Below are 16081 nucleotides of genomic sequence, written 5' to 3'. Positions count from 1 at the left end.
ATAAGGCAAATAAAAATCTTGTATAAGCTATCAATTGTAATCACAAACGCATGGGCTTGAAAGGTTATTTACTTTTTTTCACCAAGTGCTTGATTGTTTTTTTCTACAGATTTTCAAGTTTAAACTAGTTTTATTATTAATCTACGGAAAATGTTAAGTTTTATTCAATTTTACCTGCTTTGATTGATCTATTTTGCAAAGTGTTTAAGTTGTTTTTTGTATCCACGTCTCTAAAAACAAGGCCGCTTTCAAATAGAAAACGGCTTTTGTATTGATACAGTGAGCATAAAGCCCAAACTTAGTTGGGACGACCTGCTTCAAGTACGGTAAATAAATCATCGGCAATGGATGTACCAAACTGTGCATCAATTTCACGAATACACGTTGGACTGGTCACGTTGATTTCAGTGACATAGTTGCCAATCACATCTAATCCGACAAAAACCAAGCCTTTTTCACGTAAAAATGGCCCGACTTTGGCGGCAATGGCTTTGTCATTTTCAGTCAATGGACGTGCTTCGCCTAAACCACCTGCAGCTAAGTTGCCACGCACTTCGCCATTTTGTGGAATTCGTGCCAAACAATAAGGCACAGGCTCACCATTAACCATGAGGATGCGTTTATCACCATCTACAATTTCTGGAATATAGCGCTGCGCCATGATTGGCTGAGTGCCGTTGTTGGTCAGAATTTCAATGGTTGAGCCAATATTGACCCCATCTTGGTACAAACGGAAAATTCCCATGCCGCCCATGCCATCGAGCGGTTTAACGATCACATCACCATGTTGCTGAATAAATTCACGAATCAGGCTTTGTTGTGAAGTGACCAATGTCGGAACTTGTAGTTCTGGGAATTGAGTCGCAAACAGCTTTTCATTACAGTCACGCAGGCTTTGCGGCTTGTTGATGATCCATGCGCCTTCGCGTTCAGCTTGCTCTAAAATATATGTGGTATAAACGAAATTCATGTCAAAAGGCGGGTCTTTACGCATGAGAATGACATCATAATCAGCTAAGGATTCTTTGCGTTTTTCGCCCAATTCGTAATAATGGTTATAATCTTCAAAGACTTTGAGCGATGCAATCAGACCAAATGCCTTGCCCTGATCAATATATAAGTCTTGCTGTAATGCATAGCCCAAGGTATGCCCACGACGGCTTGCCGCCCATAACATCGCCATGGTTGAGTCTTTTTTCAAATTGACACTTTCGATGGGATCCATCACAACAAGTACGCGCATATTTCGGTGCTCTTTTGAAGAATTGAATAAGCAAAAGTATAGCGGAGTTTGGCTTTGGTTTTGCTGCAATTTTCGTAACGCTTTATCCACGATCATCATGCACTTAGGAGTATGCGATGCAACAAGCGATTATTGGTTTTCATTTAGATGAAGAAAATGATTGGGTCGCAGATTTGGCCTGCGGTCATGGGCAGCATGTGCGGCATAATCCACCGTGGCAAAACCGCCCGTGGGTAATCACAGAGCAAGGGCGCAAGGAAAAGTTGGGGGTGATGCTGGAGTGTAAGAAGTGTGAGGAGGAATTGGAGTGGGTTTTGGATAAGAGATTTTAGGTTAAAAAGATAATCAAACGACCCATGAAGCGGGGCTTTCGTATAACGACCACGATTATGTTAAATCGAAAATTTAAGTATATTTTCTTAGATGATAATTGTGCTGACACCGTCAAATTAAAGATAGTATGGGCGCCCCAAACTCATCTACAAGTTCAATATCAGCAGCTTTTAAACGATCTAATGGATCCCCTGTTTTTAAACACCATCCATCAGGCATTTTGTTTTTTAAGCCACATGTCTTGGAATCTAATTTTTTTTGCTCGTCATGAGTAATATAAGCTATGCCTAAATTTCGTTTGAGAATCGTTGATAATTCTTGATTTGATAATTGATCGGTTTTTATTAAACCCCATAAACCATTGAAAAGATAAGACATAGGTACGATGTGTTCTTTTCTTGCAGGAATAGAGCCCACAGGTAAATTTTGAAAAACAGGATTAGAGTATCCCTTAAAAATTAATTCATCTTCTGGATGAACTAATCTCTCTATAAATCTGGAGTGATATCCCCAAGACTTTTGAATATTAGCTTGAAATACCATTATATTTTTAAGGTGTTGAATGACAAGATCACAAGTATTATCTAAATACTGATTAATATATTCTTTATTTTTCATTGAAAGACATCGCTCATAATATTTTTAAGAATAAGCTATTCTAAAATCGACATCATACACCTTTAACACATCACGAAAATTATTCCACATAATTCAGTCCACTGCATACAAAAAAAGCCCAAACCTACAGATCTGGGCTTTTTATAAACTTGTTACGTTCCGCGCTAAATTATTAATCAACGCTCAATATTATCATTAAAGAGAATTGATAAGACTTAAATCCCATACTTCACACGGTACGCTTCCATTTTCGCCAAGGCATCTTTTTCACCTTTAGCATCCAAATAATTCATTAAATCTTTCATGGTAATTAAAGCATGCACAGGAATTTCCAACTCTTTTTGCACTTCCTGAATAGCAGACAAATCGCCCTGACCTTTTTCTTGACGGTCTAAAGCCACCAATACGCCCGCAATTTGTGCGCCTGCATTTTTCAAAATAGTCACCACTTCACGAATAGCCGTACCCGCAGTAATCACATCATCAATAATCCAAACTTTTTTGCCCTCAACCGCAGCACCCACCAACACACCGCCTTCGCCATGATCTTTGGCTTCTTTACGGTTAAACCCCCACGGCACACTTACGCCATGATTTTGCGATAAAGCCACTGCTGTAGCTGCCACAAATGGAATACCTTTATAGGCAGGCCCGAAAATAACATCTACATTTTTGCATTGCATGAGTTGATCTGCATAGCCCGAAGCCAATAGCGATAAAGCTTCGCCATCATTCAACAAACCTGCGTTAAAAAAATAAGGACTCACACGACCCGATTTTAAAGTAAACTCACCAAATTTAAGCACACCACGTGATAAGGCGAGTTCGATAAAAGCTTGCGGGTTAAATTGAGCTGGCGATGTCATGAGGTGCTCCAAATTAATACATTGAGGTAAGACCTGAGCATGATACCAAAGAGTAGCTATCCGAGTGATCAAAAAATTCTTCGAGTGGTTTCAATTAACGTCAATGGGTTGCGTTCATCGGTAAGCAAAGGCTTACTCGAATGGTTGGAAAAGTCTGAAGCAGACGTGATTTGCATGCAGGAAAGCCGCATCACACACGCCCAATGGACCGATAAATTTAAGCCAGAAGGCTGGCACACGCATCTTTTCCCTGCAGAACGCGCAGGCTACGCAGGGACAGCTATTTATAGCCGTTTGCCGTTTGTTTCTGTGCAAAATGGTTTAGGCTTTGAATTGGCCGATTCTCAGGGTCGCTTTATCAGTGCTGAATTTGATGTAGGACTGGATCACCCAATTTACATCTGTTCACTGTATTTGCCTTCTGGCTCTTCGGGTGAAGAAGCCCAAATGCGGAAAGATCACTTTTTAGAAGAGTATCAAAAAATTCTAAAACAGTGGCGTGAAGACAATAAATCGATCATTGTCTGTGGCGATTACAACATTGTGCATAAGCGCATTGATATTAAAAACTGGTCAGGTAACCAAAAGTCTTCAGGTTGCTTACCGCATGAACGTGCATGGTTAGATCATATTTATAATGACTTGGGCTATGTCGATACCTTCCGTGAAGTACGCCATGAAGCAGAGTTGTATTCTTGGTGGTCAAATCGCGGGCAAGCCCGTGCCAAGAACGTTGGTTGGCGGATTGATTATCATGCCTGTTCACCCGACTGGAAAGCACGCACTGTCAATGCTTGGGTGTATAAAGAAGAATGGTTTAGTGACCATGCTCCCGTGATTATTGATTATAAGATTTAGGGTCTATTGACATTTCATAAATGGTTTGCGCTGTAGGCTAAAACTGAGCAGATCAGGCATGAAACGCAGGGAATAGTGGGTCTATTGCCAAGTTTCATAACGCAATCTGAGAAAGTTTTAGCCACAGCCTGAGCAAAAACAAGCACTGCTTTGTTTGCAGCGCAAGGCGCAGCGAAGGACGAGCATATTTTTTTGCTGCTATTGCGTTATGTGCCAGTCATTTAGAATGGCTAAATTTCCTGTCCCATGCCTTATATCAGCTAAAAATATGCGTCGTCGCAAACATAGACGAATTGTCAATAGTCCCTTATTCACACAAATTTCACAGCCTACACGAGTGAACAGTTGTTCACTCAACTGAGGTTCAATTCGCACATAATCTGTCGACTTTGTGTATTTATCTTCAAGTCGATTCAGCGCATTATTGCATCACGGCAAAGGGACAGTCAGGATGACACAAAAGGATTGGAAGCCGAAGGATGGAAAATAAACTAACTGGTTTTGGTTAGTTTCAAGGATGTAACAATGGACGTTAAAATGAGACCCGCATAATCAGGATGATTAAATGCGGGTTTTCTCTTTTTATCATCTTATTTTCTGTTTTGCGCTATTACTGTTGTTCTTCACTGTATTTTTTATTTTCACTTGAGTCTATTTTTATCAAGTTTTTCATTTTATTCTGTTTATGCGTCCCATTTTAGAGCGATCAAGTGTCAATTTGGTGACATCGGTATGACGTATTGATGACAAATACCATTTAAACAGCCAGTCATTGTTCACTGCAAGTTTCTAGCACTTAGCGCTGTTTTGGGCTAGGCTATAGCCAGTTTGATGATATTAACGTGAAAAAAATATGTTAAAAATTTATGGGATTAAGAACTGCAATTCAATGAAAAAAGCCTTCGATTTACTCAATGAATTGGGGCTAAGTTATGAGTTTCACGATTATAAAAAACAAGGGATCGATGCCGACACTGTCAAAAGTTGGTTAGATGCGCTTGGGCAAGATGTAGTACTGAATAAAAAAGGCACCACTTGGCGCAAACTCAGCGAAGCAGAACAGCAAGCTGCTTTGGCCAGTGAAGCCAACTTAATTGAAGCACTTTGCACTCACACCAGTTTAATTAAGCGTCCTGTCTTAAAAACTGAATCAGGCTTTATTGCGGGTTTTGATGAAGCGGCTTATCGTGCTTTAGGTTAAGTTTAAAAAAATACCAATAAAAAACCTGCTCACATGGAGCAGGTTTTTTTATATCCTGTGCAATATGATTTCAACTGCACAGGTGGAATACATGCTTAGTTCGCACGAATCCATGTTTGGTTACGACCCAATGCCGCTACACCAATGAAACCACGCAATTCCAGTTTCTTACCACCATCGGCAAGTTTACCTTTTAGCTTGTAGGTTTTACCTGTTTGCGGGTCAAGAATTGAACCACCATCGTAGCTCGTGCCGCCTGTATTTTTCAGACCGCGAACAATGGTCAAACCTTTGAGTGATTTGTTGTGATACGGACCTTCACATTTTGTACAGGCATTTTCTTCACCAGGCGTTAAAATTGACTGAATGCTTGCGGTTAAAGTTCCATTTTTTTGCTCAGTAAATCTTACCGTGGCTTTGGGTTGTTTGGTTTTGTCGTCAATTGTTTTCCAAACTGTGCCGTTAAGCGGATCTGCAGCATTGGCCAAAGCGCTTAAACCTAACAGCCCGAATGCAAGTGCAATTTTTTTCATTGTTTTGTTTCCCTGGTCTACTATCAGACAACTTTATTATTAAAAAGTCACAACAAATTTGCAATTTTTGAATGTGACCGTTTAGTGTACCCTTGTAAATTATGTTGGTAAATACACAAATATCCGATCAAATAAAGAACAAGATGGAAAAATCATGAAGATTAACCCCATGTGGAAACAAATTATTACAGAGCAGTTTTTAAAAACCACCATTCGCAAACCAAGCCAATTTAATTTACCCCCCAATTCTGTACGTTTTGCACTAGAACAAATGTGCCGTTTATTTCCCATGCAAAAGTCGGTGCAGGTACGCGCGCTGCGTTTAGCAGGTCTGCATGCCGAAGAATTAAAACCACAGAATGCTGCAACACAGCTCATTTTTCATATTCATGGCGGGGCTTTTTTTCTGGGTTCGTTAAATACCCATCGAGCATTTTTGAGTCAAGTTGCGGCACGCACCCAAATGCAAGTGATTCATGTCGATTATCCGCTTGCACCTGAGCATCCTTTTCCACATGCTTTGGAAGCCGTGTTTGATGTCTATCAAAGTCTGTTGGCGCAAGGTATACACGCCAAAGATATTATTTTGTCAGGAGATTCTTGCGGTGCAAATTTAGCGTTGGCGCTAGCTTTAAAAATACGTGATGAGCAATTGCCGCAAGTGAGTGGCTTAATGCTGCTGTCACCATTTTTAGATTTAACCCTCACCAGTGAATCCTTGCGTTATAACAGCAAGCATGATGCCCTGCTGTCAATTGAAACGCTGGAAACAGGCATTGATTACTATGTACCGCCTGAACTTGATCGGGCAGACCCGCAAATTTCGCCATTGTTTGATGATTTACATGAATTACCACCAGTTTTAGTACAAATTGGCTCTAAAGAAATTTTGCTGGATGATGCAACACGTTTTAAAGAAAAAGCCGAACAGGCAGGCGTAGAAGTGCATTACAAACTCTACACGGGTATGTGGCACAATTTTCAAATGTTTTCACCGTGGTTTGAAGAAGCCAAACGTGCATTGGCAGATTTAGCAGAGTTTGCACATCGGCAAGATCAGAGCTAAGTTCAACCATAACAAGGCTTTGCTAACCAACCCTTTTAGCCGATCCATCTATATAAAAAAAGCTCAGCACCCTCAAGGCACTGAGCTTTTTTTATTGAAATAGTGGGTTAAATCGCCTGAATTTTTTGCATCGCATTGGCAACAGCTTGGTCTTTAAATTCCGACATACTCACCCCTTCAGCGCGAATAATTTCTACATCATTCACCCCTGTAAAGTTGAAGATGGTTTTCAAGAAATCTTCCTGAAAATCGGCAGGGCTGTTATCACCATACACACCGCCACGGCTACTGGCGATATAGGCTTTTTTCTCACCCGCCAAGCCTACAGGCCCTTGCTCGGTATATTTAAAGGTCTTACCTGCCACGCTGATGCGATCAATCCATGCTTTTAAAGTTGAAGTCAAACCAAAGTTATACATGGCTGCACCCACCACCACGACATCGGCATCAATATATTGTTGGATGATTTTTTCACCCAAAGCCGCTTGTTCTGCATCCTGCCCCATTAAAATTTCGGCAGTTAAGTGCGGAATCGGCTGTTGTGCCAAATCTAAATAATCGACCTGTGCATTGCTATTTTTTGCAGTCAATTGTTGCACAATCGCTTGGCTTAACTGACGTGAAACTGAGTTTTCACCTAAAATACTCGAGTCGATGTGTAAAATTTTCATGGGGATGCTCCAATCTTGTATTCATTTAATAACGCTATTTTAATCGTGCAGCGTAAATAGAATAATTGGGAAAACTAAGACACTATGTTTTATTTTTGGAACAAAAAAGACCACTTTACCGCACAAAAACTTCCGCAGTATTTTTCCTAATCCTGCTTTTTCCAAGTCATTTTGCTTGCTTTTGATAAGGCTCTAAATAATTAACCCACATCGGTTCTTGTAAAGCTGCCTGCACCCAAGCCTGCATGGCAGGATGTTGCATCACCCGCTGCATATAGTGTTGGCTTTCTGCGCTCACAGGCAAAGCATAGCTCATAAAACGCGTCACCACAGGAGCATAAAACGCATCGGCAATGCTAAATTCACCACACAAGAAACCATCTGCTGCAGGACGTGCCGACCAAATGTGTTCAATGCGTGCCACATCCTGCCTTAAACCCGAATGTTCTTGCCATAATTTTGTACCCACTTCTGCTAAATTGGCGCGAATATTCATGCCACATAAACTGCGTAAATCGGTAAAACCACTGTGCATTTCTGCGCTGATGCTACGCGCCCAAGCGCGTTGCTGTACATCACGCGGCCAAAGTGCCTGTTCAGGATATTGCTCTGCCAAGTATTCACAAATGGCGAGAGAATCCCAAATCAACATGCCCTGATCTAACAAGGCAGGCACTTTACCATTGGGGTTAATTTCTAGGACACGTTGTTTAAAATCGCCCTCACCACGCTCGCATGGAAAGTTCAGTTGTATTTCTTCAAAAGCCAAATCAAACGCCTTCAGTACCAACCACGGGCGCATCGACCAGCTCGAATAATTTTTATTGGCAATATACAGCTGCATCATGGCGATGACTCCTGTGTGGTTTGAAGTTGCTGCAGTTGATTTAACAAGGTGCTTTCGTTAAACGCACCCGTTAAACGCAGACTGCGAATTTCTTGTTGTTGTGCATCCAAAAATAAAAAGGTAGGTGGCCCTAAAATTTCCCATTTATTCAGCAAAGCTTGATGACTGGCATCGTAATGGCTTAAATCGAGTTTAATTAAATAAAATTCTGCAAGTGCCTGTTTTACAGTGGAAGATGTCAATACCTGTTGCTCAATCGGACGGCACGCCACACACCAATCGGCATAGACATCTATAATCATGCGCTGATTTTTCGGAGCTTGGGCAAGTAACTGTTGTAATTCCGTTGCAGTCGTTGCACGGTGCCATTCTAAAACCGCATCGTTTTCCTGCGGCCAAAAACGCTGGCTGTGTTGATATTGGTTATAAATCAGATACGGCACCACCACCAATAACGCACTCAGATACATCGCCCGCAGCACACCATGATAGCCGCTCAAACGATGCAGCACATAGCCGACAAAACCCAGTCCAAGTGCCAAACTAAGCCATTGCATCCATGCTTCACCCAATAAAGGACGAATAAAATACAACGCCAATGCCAACATAATAAAGGCAAACAGCACTTTGACTTGATGCATCCACAAACCTGCGCGTGGTAAAGCTTTTGCCCCAAGCACACTGGCCAATAATAACGGCGTACCCATACCAAAACCGAGCGTAAATAACAGCAACGCCCCCTGCATCTGACTTTGGGTTTGTGAAATAAACAATAACGCCCCTGCCAGTGGTGCAGTCATACATGGGCCAACTAAAAGTGCCGACAACATGCCCATGAGTGCAGCACCTGCCAAATTACCGCCTTTTTGCATGGATTGTGCCTGATCTAGTCGATTGACCCAAGCACGCGGCAACTTGATTTCAAACAGTCCAAACAGATTTAAGGCAAACAGCACAAACAGCAAACTAAAAGCAATTAAAGTCGCAGGTTGCTGCAACCAGCGCTGAAAATTCAAACCTGCGGATGACGCAATTAAACCCAATATGGCATAGACCATTGCCATGCTACAGACAAAGACCAGTGCAATCGTCCACGCTTTGACACCTTTATGTTCACGCACCAACAAGGAGGTCAAAATCGGTAGCATCGGCAAGGAGCATGGGGTAAAGGCCAATAAAACCCCTAAACCCAAAAACAGCAGCAAGCCATAGGCAAACGAACTTTGTGCCAGTTTTTCTGACCATATTTGATCTTGTGCTGTGATGGGTTGTGCTGCTGCAGGACTTGTTGAAGATGCTAGCGTGGAGTTGGTCTGAGTTGTCGAAAACACATTCTGGGTTGGGTTACTGTGTCCACCCCACAGATTTTTTTGTGCTGCGCTTTGATTGTCTAAAATCACCAAACCAGTGCTGTCTGTCTGAAATTCAATGCGCTGTGGTGGATAACAAAGTCGATCTTGCGCACAACCTTGCCAGCTCACTTGATAGCGCTGTGCAGCCTGCGTGGGAATTTTAAAACTGACTTGTTGATAATAAACCTGAGTATGTCCATAGTTTTCATCATAAACATCTTCTGCGGGAGGCAACTCTAAAGCCAGTATTTGCTGTCCATGCTCAACCTTAAATTGATGCTGATACAAATAATACTGTTCAGGCATGTTCCAACGCAGTTCAGCTTGCTGGGGATTGACCGATTCAACGCTAAACTGAAAGGCTTGTTCGGGTGGGAGTAAAGGTGCTTCTGCGTGTAGGCTTAACGAACACAGCAAAAATAGACTTGCGAGCAGACAAGATAAGCCCTGCGCCACATAACGTAAAATATCAGCCATTAGATCAACAGCAGCTTGCCAAAAGGTCTGAAATAAGGACTGCTTCATGTTCTGCTCGCCTCGGCATGAACTTTATTAGGATGAAAACGAATCTGCAGCAAGCTTGATGAGTTTAGCCTGCTGCAACATACAACGTATTTTAAAGCTTTAAATGGTTTAAATGGCTTAGAACAAGAACGCCATACCTAAACCTGCATGGTAACTTTTATCTGCACCGTCTAAATCTACACCGACACTGGCATCCAGTTGAGTGCGTTCATTCAGTGCGTAAATCACCCCCGAAGTTAAGCCATATTCATTGTCCTGACTTTCTGCTTTACGATAGACCAATTCTGAAAAACCTGACCATTGATCGCTTAAACGATACTGAATATTGGGAATTGCTGTAACCGCCCAATCGCTATTTTGTACATCGTAACGCATGTTGATGCCTGTTTTTAACAGCTCACTGTATTGATAGCTGACTGCCGTACCCAAGCTATAAATATCATCTTCTTCGCTAAAGCCATCATTGCCTGTGGCAATTAACGCTTGCAACAACACGGCCATAGAAAGTTTGTCATCATTTAAGTCAATGGCTTGTTTCAAACCAATGCTGACATCGCCCAAACCATCTTCTTCAACCGATTGACCTGCGGTTTTGCTTTTACTCCATGCAGGACCTTGCCAGCCCAGCTGTAACTCTAAATCTTGCGCCAAACCTGTACGTAACAGCATGTCAGCATTAAGGCGAGTAGTTTTAACTTTTTCGCCCGAAGCATCGTTACTTTCTTGATAACTTGCACTTGGCAAAGCCTGTTCCCAAGCCAGTTTCCCTACAGGTGTAATACCCGTACTCATTCCTGCACCAGGACGATCAAACTCAAAATCTGCCGCGCTCACCTGCATGCTGATGCCTGCCGCCACGATTAACCCAACTGTTTTTAATGCTGACATATTTTTATCTCTGCTCTTAGGCCAATTCTTTGCTCATTTTTGCGCCATAACGACGCAACAATTCTAAAGTCTGCTGTTCTTCTAGCAAAGCATCCGACCACTGAATTTCATCAAAATCACAATCAAACAATAAATCACTAATTGAAGATAAAATCGTTAAACCATCTTCATCTTTGCTGTTCGGATCGACTTTTTCATCTAATAAACGCTGTACCGCAGGAACACATGCTGCAGAAGCCGCATCCCACAATGGGCCGTAAATTTCTTCGGCATCCCATAAGTGCAAATTCACTTTGGCTTGAATCAATGCCTCTAAAATATCTAAATGCACTTGCAAATCTTGCTGTTTTTGCTGCTCTGTGAGTGGCTGACCTGCTTCGTATGCTTCGCAGACTTTTTCCCACCATTGAAATAAACCATCTGACCAGACTGAAATCACAGGGCCTTTTTCGGCATCCATAAAGTTAGGGTCTAAACCGTCTGCCAATAGGCGTTGCACTTGGGCAAGGTCTAATTCTTCTATTGCTTGCACCAAGACTTGTTGTTGCGCAGTTAACATGCAGAGAGCTCTCTTATTCAATGTTTAATTTAGAACTATTATGCCCAATAAAGCGACATTTGTATGAGATAAATGTCAGCAAATCGTGAATTTAGTGCATTGGCTGCATGCAAACACAAAAAAGCCCCGCAAAATTTGCGAGGCTCTTGGAATCTGTCTGATCCTTATTCGTCGTCGCCACCAACATCTGTATCTACAAATTCTGGGCGAGCACCACGAGGATTCTCATTTTTCTCAAACGCATGTTCTAGGCTGCGTTTTAAACGGTCAATCGCACCGTGAATGGCTGTATCAATATTATGACCACGATGATTCACAACCACTGGTTTTAAACCTGCTGGACGTGCTTCAATCATACAACGAATGTCGTCATCACCGCCTTTTTCACCATTTTCATCACTAAAATGCACTGAAAAATGGGTAATACGCTCACTGTGGCGTTGGAATTCATTATTCAGTTCTTCACGAACGTAACTAATTAATCGATCACTGTTTTGAATGTTTTTATCGGTACGGATTTCAATGTTCATGATTTCATCCTCTTGCGTTCGTTATTTCTGAATCTTGTTGTGCCAAAATCTTACACATAATTTTATATATATGTTTTGGCGTGTTTATAATGTGCTGTTTTTACAGCATAAAGTACATCTTCAACTTAGTTTGGAATCACTTCCTCCTACGTGAATGATGAACACTTTTAATTCTGCAGAACCGTGTCCCTATACCTTGAATATCGGGCCTATCTGAAAAATATGCAAGCAATATTTATAGAAAAGCAGCAAAAGAATAACCCTTTTATCACCAATTTCAGCTTAGATGCTCAATAAGCGATCAATTTGGATAGCACCATGTTGTTCAATCTATTGCCAATAAGAAACTTGATGCTTTTAAAGGGTTTAGTTACATCTGCAATATTCGCCTTTGCATTTTGACCATTGGTTTTAAATCGTTTAAAAAACACCCAACCCAAAAACTGATAAAAAACACCCAAAAATGACCCGTCAATAATCGAATTTTGCTTTATTTTTGCTAAAGAATCTGTATCCTTGAAACGCTTTTATTGGGGTCTATTTTTATGAAACTTACACATATTGCTGCGCTGTGCGCAATCTCCACTGCTGCAACTTTTACGCAAGCTGCACCGATTTGGCAAGATTTTAGCGTGACAGGTTTATACGGTGAAAATTACAAATCACCTTTTTTAACTGGCGATCAAGAGATTGAACAAAGCACTGTAACTTTTGAATACGCTGCTGGTTTTAAATATGGTGATTTTTTTGCCTTTGCTGACCGTTCAAACAATGATGTAGATGGCAATGACACTTACTTTGAAGTATCACCACGCTTAAGCTTAGGCGCTGTTTCTGGTCAAAAACTTGCCTTTGGTCCAATTAAAGATGTTTTAATTGCAACCACTTGGGAAGGTGGCGAAGGCTTTAACAATTACCTATACGGTATTGGTTTTGATCTTGAGCTTCCATATTTCAAATATGCGCAATTGAACTTCTACAAAGCAGATAATGATAAAGATATCTCTCAAGATGATTATCAAATGACGTTTGCTTACGGTCTTCCATTTAAAGTCGGTGCTGAAGACTTTTTAGTAGATGGTTTCCTTGATTGGTCTACTGCAGAAGATGACCACGCTAGCGAACTCAACTGGACTACACAATATAAATGGAATGCAGGCAAACACATTTCGCCAAATACACGTTTATATGTCGGTATCGAACACTCTGTTTGGAACAACAAATACGGTAATAAATCAGGCATCAATCAAAACGATGTCAGCGCATTGGTCAAATACCATTTCTAAGCTGTATTTTTCTCTGTTCAAAAAAGCAAGACTTCGGTCTTGCTTTTTTATTGGTCATTAAAATAGTTTCCAATAAATATGCTTTGCTCATAACCATGCAACCCATTTGTACTTAGCGCAAAACTCCGCTACATTGAGTTAAATTTCAAATAAAAAGCACTGTGAAGCCCACATGCAAAAAACCGATTTCATTATTCTGCTGTTTTGTGCGATTGCTGCAATTTTGCATGGCATGAGCGGTTTTGGTTTTCCTATGCTCAGTACGGCTGCGGTGGCGATGTTATATCCACTCAGTACTGCGGTTGCTTTGGTTCTGATTCCCTGTTTGCTTCTCAATATCTACATGCTGCGGGGCGATGCCACACAATCTATATTCAGCAGTTTATATGGCTACTGCAAAAAATATTGGGGTTTAATCTTCAGTGCGCTGATTGGCAGCTATTTGGGCGTCAGTTTGCTGCTCATTCTGAACGAAGGTTATTTAAAATTGGCAATGGGCGTACTGATTTTATTGTACGTGGCCGATCAATTTCGACAACGTCCTTTGCAAATTTCTGCCTCACTCAAAAATATGCTGATTTTTGGTTTGCTGGCAGGTGTGATTGGTGGTGCGACCAATGCCATGGCACCATTTCTAATGATGTATTTACTCAGCACTCAACACAGCAAAACCGATATTGTGGTGATTAGCAACTTAAACTTTATTATTTCCAAACTCATTCAATTGGCAGTTTTATATCCAGTAATTCAACAGTTTAGCCACATACAATTAAAAGTTTTAGCCCTGATTTGCATCATCTCTATGCTGATGGTGTATATCGGCAGTCTGATTCGTAAACAAATTTCCCAGACATTATTTAAGCAGATTGTATTTACGTTATTGGGTTTTATGGCACTTTACGCGATTGCTCAAGGATTATTCATCATCCAAACATCACCTGCTTTATTGATATAAATCAGACCAATAAACATAACAAATGGAAAATTATTTAGATTTTTTTTGGCTTAAATAATTATTTACACCTATAATTAAGACCAGCTTAAAAAACAGTCTATTCAGACTGCTTCGGTCGTTTGCATCGACCAATCTTCCCTCTTTTCTTTTAATTCCTTTTGACGGAGTGAACTTCTATGGAAAATAACCATATAGAAGTGCCAGCCAATATTAAGCGAAAAGAACTGATCAAGACCTGGGTGATTGTTGCAATTGCAGCCCTGCTCTCTTTCGGTTTATACAATGTCTTGCCCTATGATGAAAATGCAAATAAGGGTCTAAGTCTGTTGCTTTTTATTGGTATTTTATGGCTCACCGAAGCTGTACACATTACCATTACCGCACTTTTGGTGCCGGTGCTTGCCGTAATTTTGGGCATGCCTGTTGAAAATGCCAGCAAAGTGCTTGAGCCAATTAGCACCAGCAAGGCATTGGCGACTTTTGCCGATCCTGTTATTTTCCTGTTCTTTGGTGGTTTTGCTTTAGCAACTGCGCTGCACATTCAGAAACTGGATCGTAAAATTGCGATGTGGATTATTTCCATGTCGGGCGGTCACTTGGGGATTTCGGTTTTATCTATTTTTATCGTCACTGCTGCGTTGTCGATGTGGATTTCCAACACAGCCACGGCGGCGATGATGTTACCGTTGGCGCTGGGTTTGTTATCACACCTCGATGCCACTAAAGAGCGTAAAACCTTCGTTTTCATTTTATTGGGGATTGCCTACTCTGCCAGTTTAGGTGGTTTGGGTACGTTGGTAGGTTCGCCACCAAACGCTATTGCAGCCAAAGCGTTAGACTATGACTTTGCTGACTGGATGAAAATTGGTTTACCAATGATGCTGATTTTGCTACCAGCAATGTTGGTCAGCTTATATTTGGTATTGCGTCCAAATTTAAATCAAAAAATTCATTTTGAAACTGAAGTGATTCCTTGGACCAAAACCCGTGTTGCAACGATGATTTTATTCGTATGTACTGCAGTGGCGTGGATTTTTGGTAAAAAACTTAGCGAAACCTTCGGCATTAGCCAACCCGATACATGGACTGCATTAGCTGCTGCATGTTTGGTAGTCATGCTAGGTACTGCATCTTGGAAGCAAGTAGCTGAAAATACCGATTGGGGCGTGTTATTACTGTTCGGTGGTGGTTTAACCCTCAGTGCGATCTTAAAAGATTCAGGCGCATCTTTGGTATTGGGTCAAACCCTTGCCAATACCTTTGGTGATACTTCGCCATTGGTAGTGATTTTTGCGGTGACCATCTTCATTATTTTCTTAACTGAATTTACCAGTAATACAGCATCTGCTGCGTTATTGGTTCCTGTATTTGCTGCAATTGCAGACCAAATGGGTATTCCAAAAGAAATTTTAGTGGTGATTATTGGTATTGGTGCATCGTGTGCCTTTATGTTACCTGTGGCAACGCCACCAAATGCGATTGTATTTGGTACAGGTCAAATTAAACAAAGTGAAATGATGAGTGTGGGCATGGTGTTGAACGTCATGTGCGTATTTATTATTTCATTATTTGTATATTGGTTCTTTAGTTAAGGATCAATAAAAAATGGAGCACAAGATGCTCCATTTTTTTCGCCTCAATTTTAGAATATTTTTAATCATCAAATCATTACCTAAATAAATTCGCTATACTCAGGACATAATAATTTAGACACAATGAGGAGGGTTAAATGGCTAAGTTTTAAATACGA

17 protein-coding genes are annotated in these 16081 nt (G+C 41.0%); 7 read left to right on the top strand and 10 right to left on the bottom strand.

All coding sequences use genetic code 11. The annotated features are described in order from the left end of the window. Nucleotides 1–298 precede the first annotated feature (298 nt). Nucleotides 299–1243, bottom strand: coding sequence for a glutathione synthase (gshB, locus tag FTV28_RS09605; RefSeq protein WP_004974228.1), 945 nt, complete (start codon nt 1241–1243; stop codon nt 299–301). A 116-nt stretch (nt 1244–1359) separates the two neighbouring features. On the opposite strand from gshB, the gene FTV28_RS09600 reads away from it, so the two are divergent. Further along, entirely contained in the window at nt 1360–1575 is a 216-nt protein-coding gene (locus FTV28_RS09600; protein WP_096901642.1) for a DUF3565 domain-containing protein, read from the top strand. 112 nt (nt 1576–1687) lie between these two features. Here the strand turns inward: FTV28_RS09600 and FTV28_RS09595 are convergent, their stop codons facing one another. After that, complete coding sequence (locus FTV28_RS09595; RefSeq protein WP_096901639.1) at nt 1688–2194, bottom strand: hypothetical protein; 507 nt, start codon at nt 2192–2194, stop codon at nt 1688–1690. Between the two features lie 215 nt (nt 2195–2409). Beyond that, on the bottom strand, nt 2410–3060 hold the full coding sequence (gene pyrE, locus FTV28_RS09590) for an orotate phosphoribosyltransferase (protein WP_096901637.1): 651 nt from the start codon (nt 3058–3060) through the stop codon (nt 2410–2412). 39 nt (nt 3061–3099) lie between these two features. On the opposite strand from pyrE, the gene FTV28_RS09585 reads away from it, so the two are divergent. Together FTV28_RS09585 and FTV28_RS09580 are read left to right on the top strand one after the other, a co-directional pair. Further along, complete coding sequence (locus tag FTV28_RS09585; RefSeq protein ID WP_096901635.1) at nt 3100–3918, top strand: exodeoxyribonuclease III; 819 nt, start codon at nt 3100–3102, stop codon at nt 3916–3918. A gap of 853 nt (nt 3919–4771) precedes the next feature. Next, complete coding sequence (locus FTV28_RS09580) at nt 4772–5119, top strand: Spx/MgsR family RNA polymerase-binding regulatory protein (protein ID WP_026438350.1); 348 nt, start codon at nt 4772–4774, stop codon at nt 5117–5119. Nucleotides 5120–5214: 95 nt separating this feature from the next. On the opposite strand, the gene FTV28_RS09575 is transcribed toward FTV28_RS09580, so the two are convergent. After that, complete coding sequence (locus tag FTV28_RS09575) at nt 5215–5652, bottom strand: DUF2147 domain-containing protein (protein WP_004974208.1); 438 nt, start codon at nt 5650–5652, stop codon at nt 5215–5217. A 154-nt stretch (nt 5653–5806) separates the two neighbouring features. Here FTV28_RS09575 and FTV28_RS09570 point away from each other — a divergent pair, with 154 nt between their 5' ends. Further along, nucleotides 5807–6718 carry an alpha/beta hydrolase gene (locus FTV28_RS09570; RefSeq protein WP_004974206.1) on the top strand — a complete coding sequence of 304 codons (912 nt, stop codon included), beginning with the start codon at nt 5807–5809 and terminating at the stop codon, nt 6716–6718. Nucleotides 6719–6825: 107 nt separating this feature from the next. Here the strand turns inward: FTV28_RS09570 and FTV28_RS09565 are convergent, their stop codons facing one another. The 6 genes from FTV28_RS09565 to FTV28_RS09540 all read right to left on the bottom strand — a co-directional run bounded on the left by FTV28_RS09565 (nt 6826) and on the right by FTV28_RS09540 (nt 12090). Continuing rightward, nucleotides 6826–7389 carry an FMN-dependent NADH-azoreductase gene (locus FTV28_RS09565; protein WP_004974205.1) on the bottom strand — a complete coding sequence of 188 codons (564 nt, stop codon included), beginning with the start codon at nt 7387–7389 and terminating at the stop codon, nt 6826–6828. A 166-nt stretch (nt 7390–7555) separates the two neighbouring features. Further along, nucleotides 7556–8236 (bottom strand): glutathione S-transferase family protein, encoded by a 681-nt coding sequence (locus FTV28_RS09560; protein WP_179990237.1) that lies wholly within the window; start codon nt 8234–8236, stop codon nt 7556–7558. Beyond that, complete coding sequence (gene dsbD / locus FTV28_RS09555) at nt 8233–10065, bottom strand: protein-disulfide reductase DsbD (protein ID WP_179990280.1); 1833 nt, start codon at nt 10063–10065, stop codon at nt 8233–8235. Before dsbD ends, FTV28_RS09560 begins: the two co-directional genes overlap by 4 nt. Before the next feature lie 165 nt (nt 10066–10230). Then, complete coding sequence (locus FTV28_RS09550) at nt 10231–11001, bottom strand: transporter (RefSeq protein WP_154320177.1); 771 nt, start codon at nt 10999–11001, stop codon at nt 10231–10233. 16 nt (nt 11002–11017) lie between these two features. Further along, nucleotides 11018–11560: an ankyrin repeat domain-containing protein gene (locus tag FTV28_RS09545; protein WP_004974192.1), complete on the bottom strand. Its 543-nt coding sequence runs from the start codon at nt 11558–11560 to the stop codon at nt 11018–11020. Nucleotides 11561–11724: 164 nt separating this feature from the next. After that, nucleotides 11725–12090 (bottom strand): HPF/RaiA family ribosome-associated protein, encoded by a 366-nt coding sequence (locus FTV28_RS09540; RefSeq protein ID WP_004974190.1) that lies wholly within the window; start codon nt 12088–12090, stop codon nt 11725–11727. A gap of 545 nt (nt 12091–12635) precedes the next feature. On the opposite strand from FTV28_RS09540, the gene FTV28_RS09535 reads away from it, so the two are divergent. The 3 genes from FTV28_RS09535 (at nt 12636) to FTV28_RS09525 (ending at nt 15923) form a co-directional block, all read left to right on the top strand. After that, on the top strand, nt 12636–13376 hold the full coding sequence (locus tag FTV28_RS09535) for an outer membrane protein OmpK (protein ID WP_070155832.1): 741 nt from the start codon (nt 12636–12638) through the stop codon (nt 13374–13376). A 172-nt stretch (nt 13377–13548) separates the two neighbouring features. Beyond that, nucleotides 13549–14331 (top strand): sulfite exporter TauE/SafE family protein, encoded by a 783-nt coding sequence (locus FTV28_RS09530; RefSeq protein ID WP_004974188.1) that lies wholly within the window; start codon nt 13549–13551, stop codon nt 14329–14331. A gap of 176 nt (nt 14332–14507) precedes the next feature. Next, nucleotides 14508–15923, top strand: a complete 1416-nt coding sequence (locus FTV28_RS09525) for a DASS family sodium-coupled anion symporter (RefSeq protein WP_096901624.1) — start codon at nt 14508–14510, stop codon at nt 15921–15923. The last annotated feature ends 158 nt before the right edge of the window (nt 15924–16081 follow it).

The sequence above is a fragment of the Acinetobacter sp. YH12252 genome, assembly GCF_013417365.1.
Classification (GTDB): Bacteria; Pseudomonadota; Gammaproteobacteria; order Pseudomonadales; family Moraxellaceae; genus Acinetobacter; species Acinetobacter towneri.
Note: the sequence above shows the minus strand (reverse complement) of the source record. Positions and strands in the feature narration are given on the sequence as shown.

Bases quoted from the DNA above. Each gene is read 5' to 3' on its own strand.
- FTV28_RS09525 (WP_096901624.1), top strand. From the start codon at position 14,508: ATGGAAAATAACCATATAGAAGTGCCAGCCAATATTAAGCGAAAAGAA.
- FTV28_RS09530 (WP_004974188.1), top strand. From the start codon at position 13,549: ATGCAAAAAACCGATTTCATTATTCTGCTGTTTTGTGCGATTGCTGCA.
- FTV28_RS09570 (WP_004974206.1), top strand. From the start codon at position 5,807: ATGAAGATTAACCCCATGTGGAAACAAATTATTACAGAGCAGTTTTTA.
- FTV28_RS09550 (WP_154320177.1), bottom strand. From the start codon at position 11,001: ATGTCAGCATTAAAAACAGTTGGGTTAATCGTGGCGGCAGGCATCAGC.
- FTV28_RS09595 (WP_096901639.1), bottom strand. From the start codon at position 2,194: ATGAAAAATAAAGAATATATTAATCAGTATTTAGATAATACTTGTGAT.
- pyrE (WP_096901637.1), bottom strand. From the start codon at position 3,060: ATGACATCGCCAGCTCAATTTAACCCGCAAGCTTTTATCGAACTCGCC.
- FTV28_RS09575 (WP_004974208.1), bottom strand. From the start codon at position 5,652: ATGAAAAAAATTGCACTTGCATTCGGGCTGTTAGGTTTAAGCGCTTTG.
- gshB (WP_004974228.1), bottom strand. From the start codon at position 1,243: ATGCGCGTACTTGTTGTGATGGATCCCATCGAAAGTGTCAATTTGAAA.
- FTV28_RS09540 (WP_004974190.1), bottom strand. From the start codon at position 12,090: ATGAACATTGAAATCCGTACCGATAAAAACATTCAAAACAGTGATCGA.
- FTV28_RS09585 (WP_096901635.1), top strand. From the start codon at position 3,100: ATGATACCAAAGAGTAGCTATCCGAGTGATCAAAAAATTCTTCGAGTG.
- FTV28_RS09600 (WP_096901642.1), top strand. From the start codon at position 1,360: ATGCAACAAGCGATTATTGGTTTTCATTTAGATGAAGAAAATGATTGG.
- dsbD (WP_179990280.1), bottom strand. From the start codon at position 10,065: ATGGCTGATATTTTACGTTATGTGGCGCAGGGCTTATCTTGTCTGCTC.
- FTV28_RS09565 (WP_004974205.1), bottom strand. From the start codon at position 7,389: ATGAAAATTTTACACATCGACTCGAGTATTTTAGGTGAAAACTCAGTT.
- FTV28_RS09545 (WP_004974192.1), bottom strand. From the start codon at position 11,560: ATGTTAACTGCGCAACAACAAGTCTTGGTGCAAGCAATAGAAGAATTA.
- FTV28_RS09535 (WP_070155832.1), top strand. From the start codon at position 12,636: ATGAAACTTACACATATTGCTGCGCTGTGCGCAATCTCCACTGCTGCA.
- FTV28_RS09560 (WP_179990237.1), bottom strand. From the start codon at position 8,236: ATGATGCAGCTGTATATTGCCAATAAAAATTATTCGAGCTGGTCGATG.
- FTV28_RS09580 (WP_026438350.1), top strand. From the start codon at position 4,772: ATGTTAAAAATTTATGGGATTAAGAACTGCAATTCAATGAAAAAAGCC.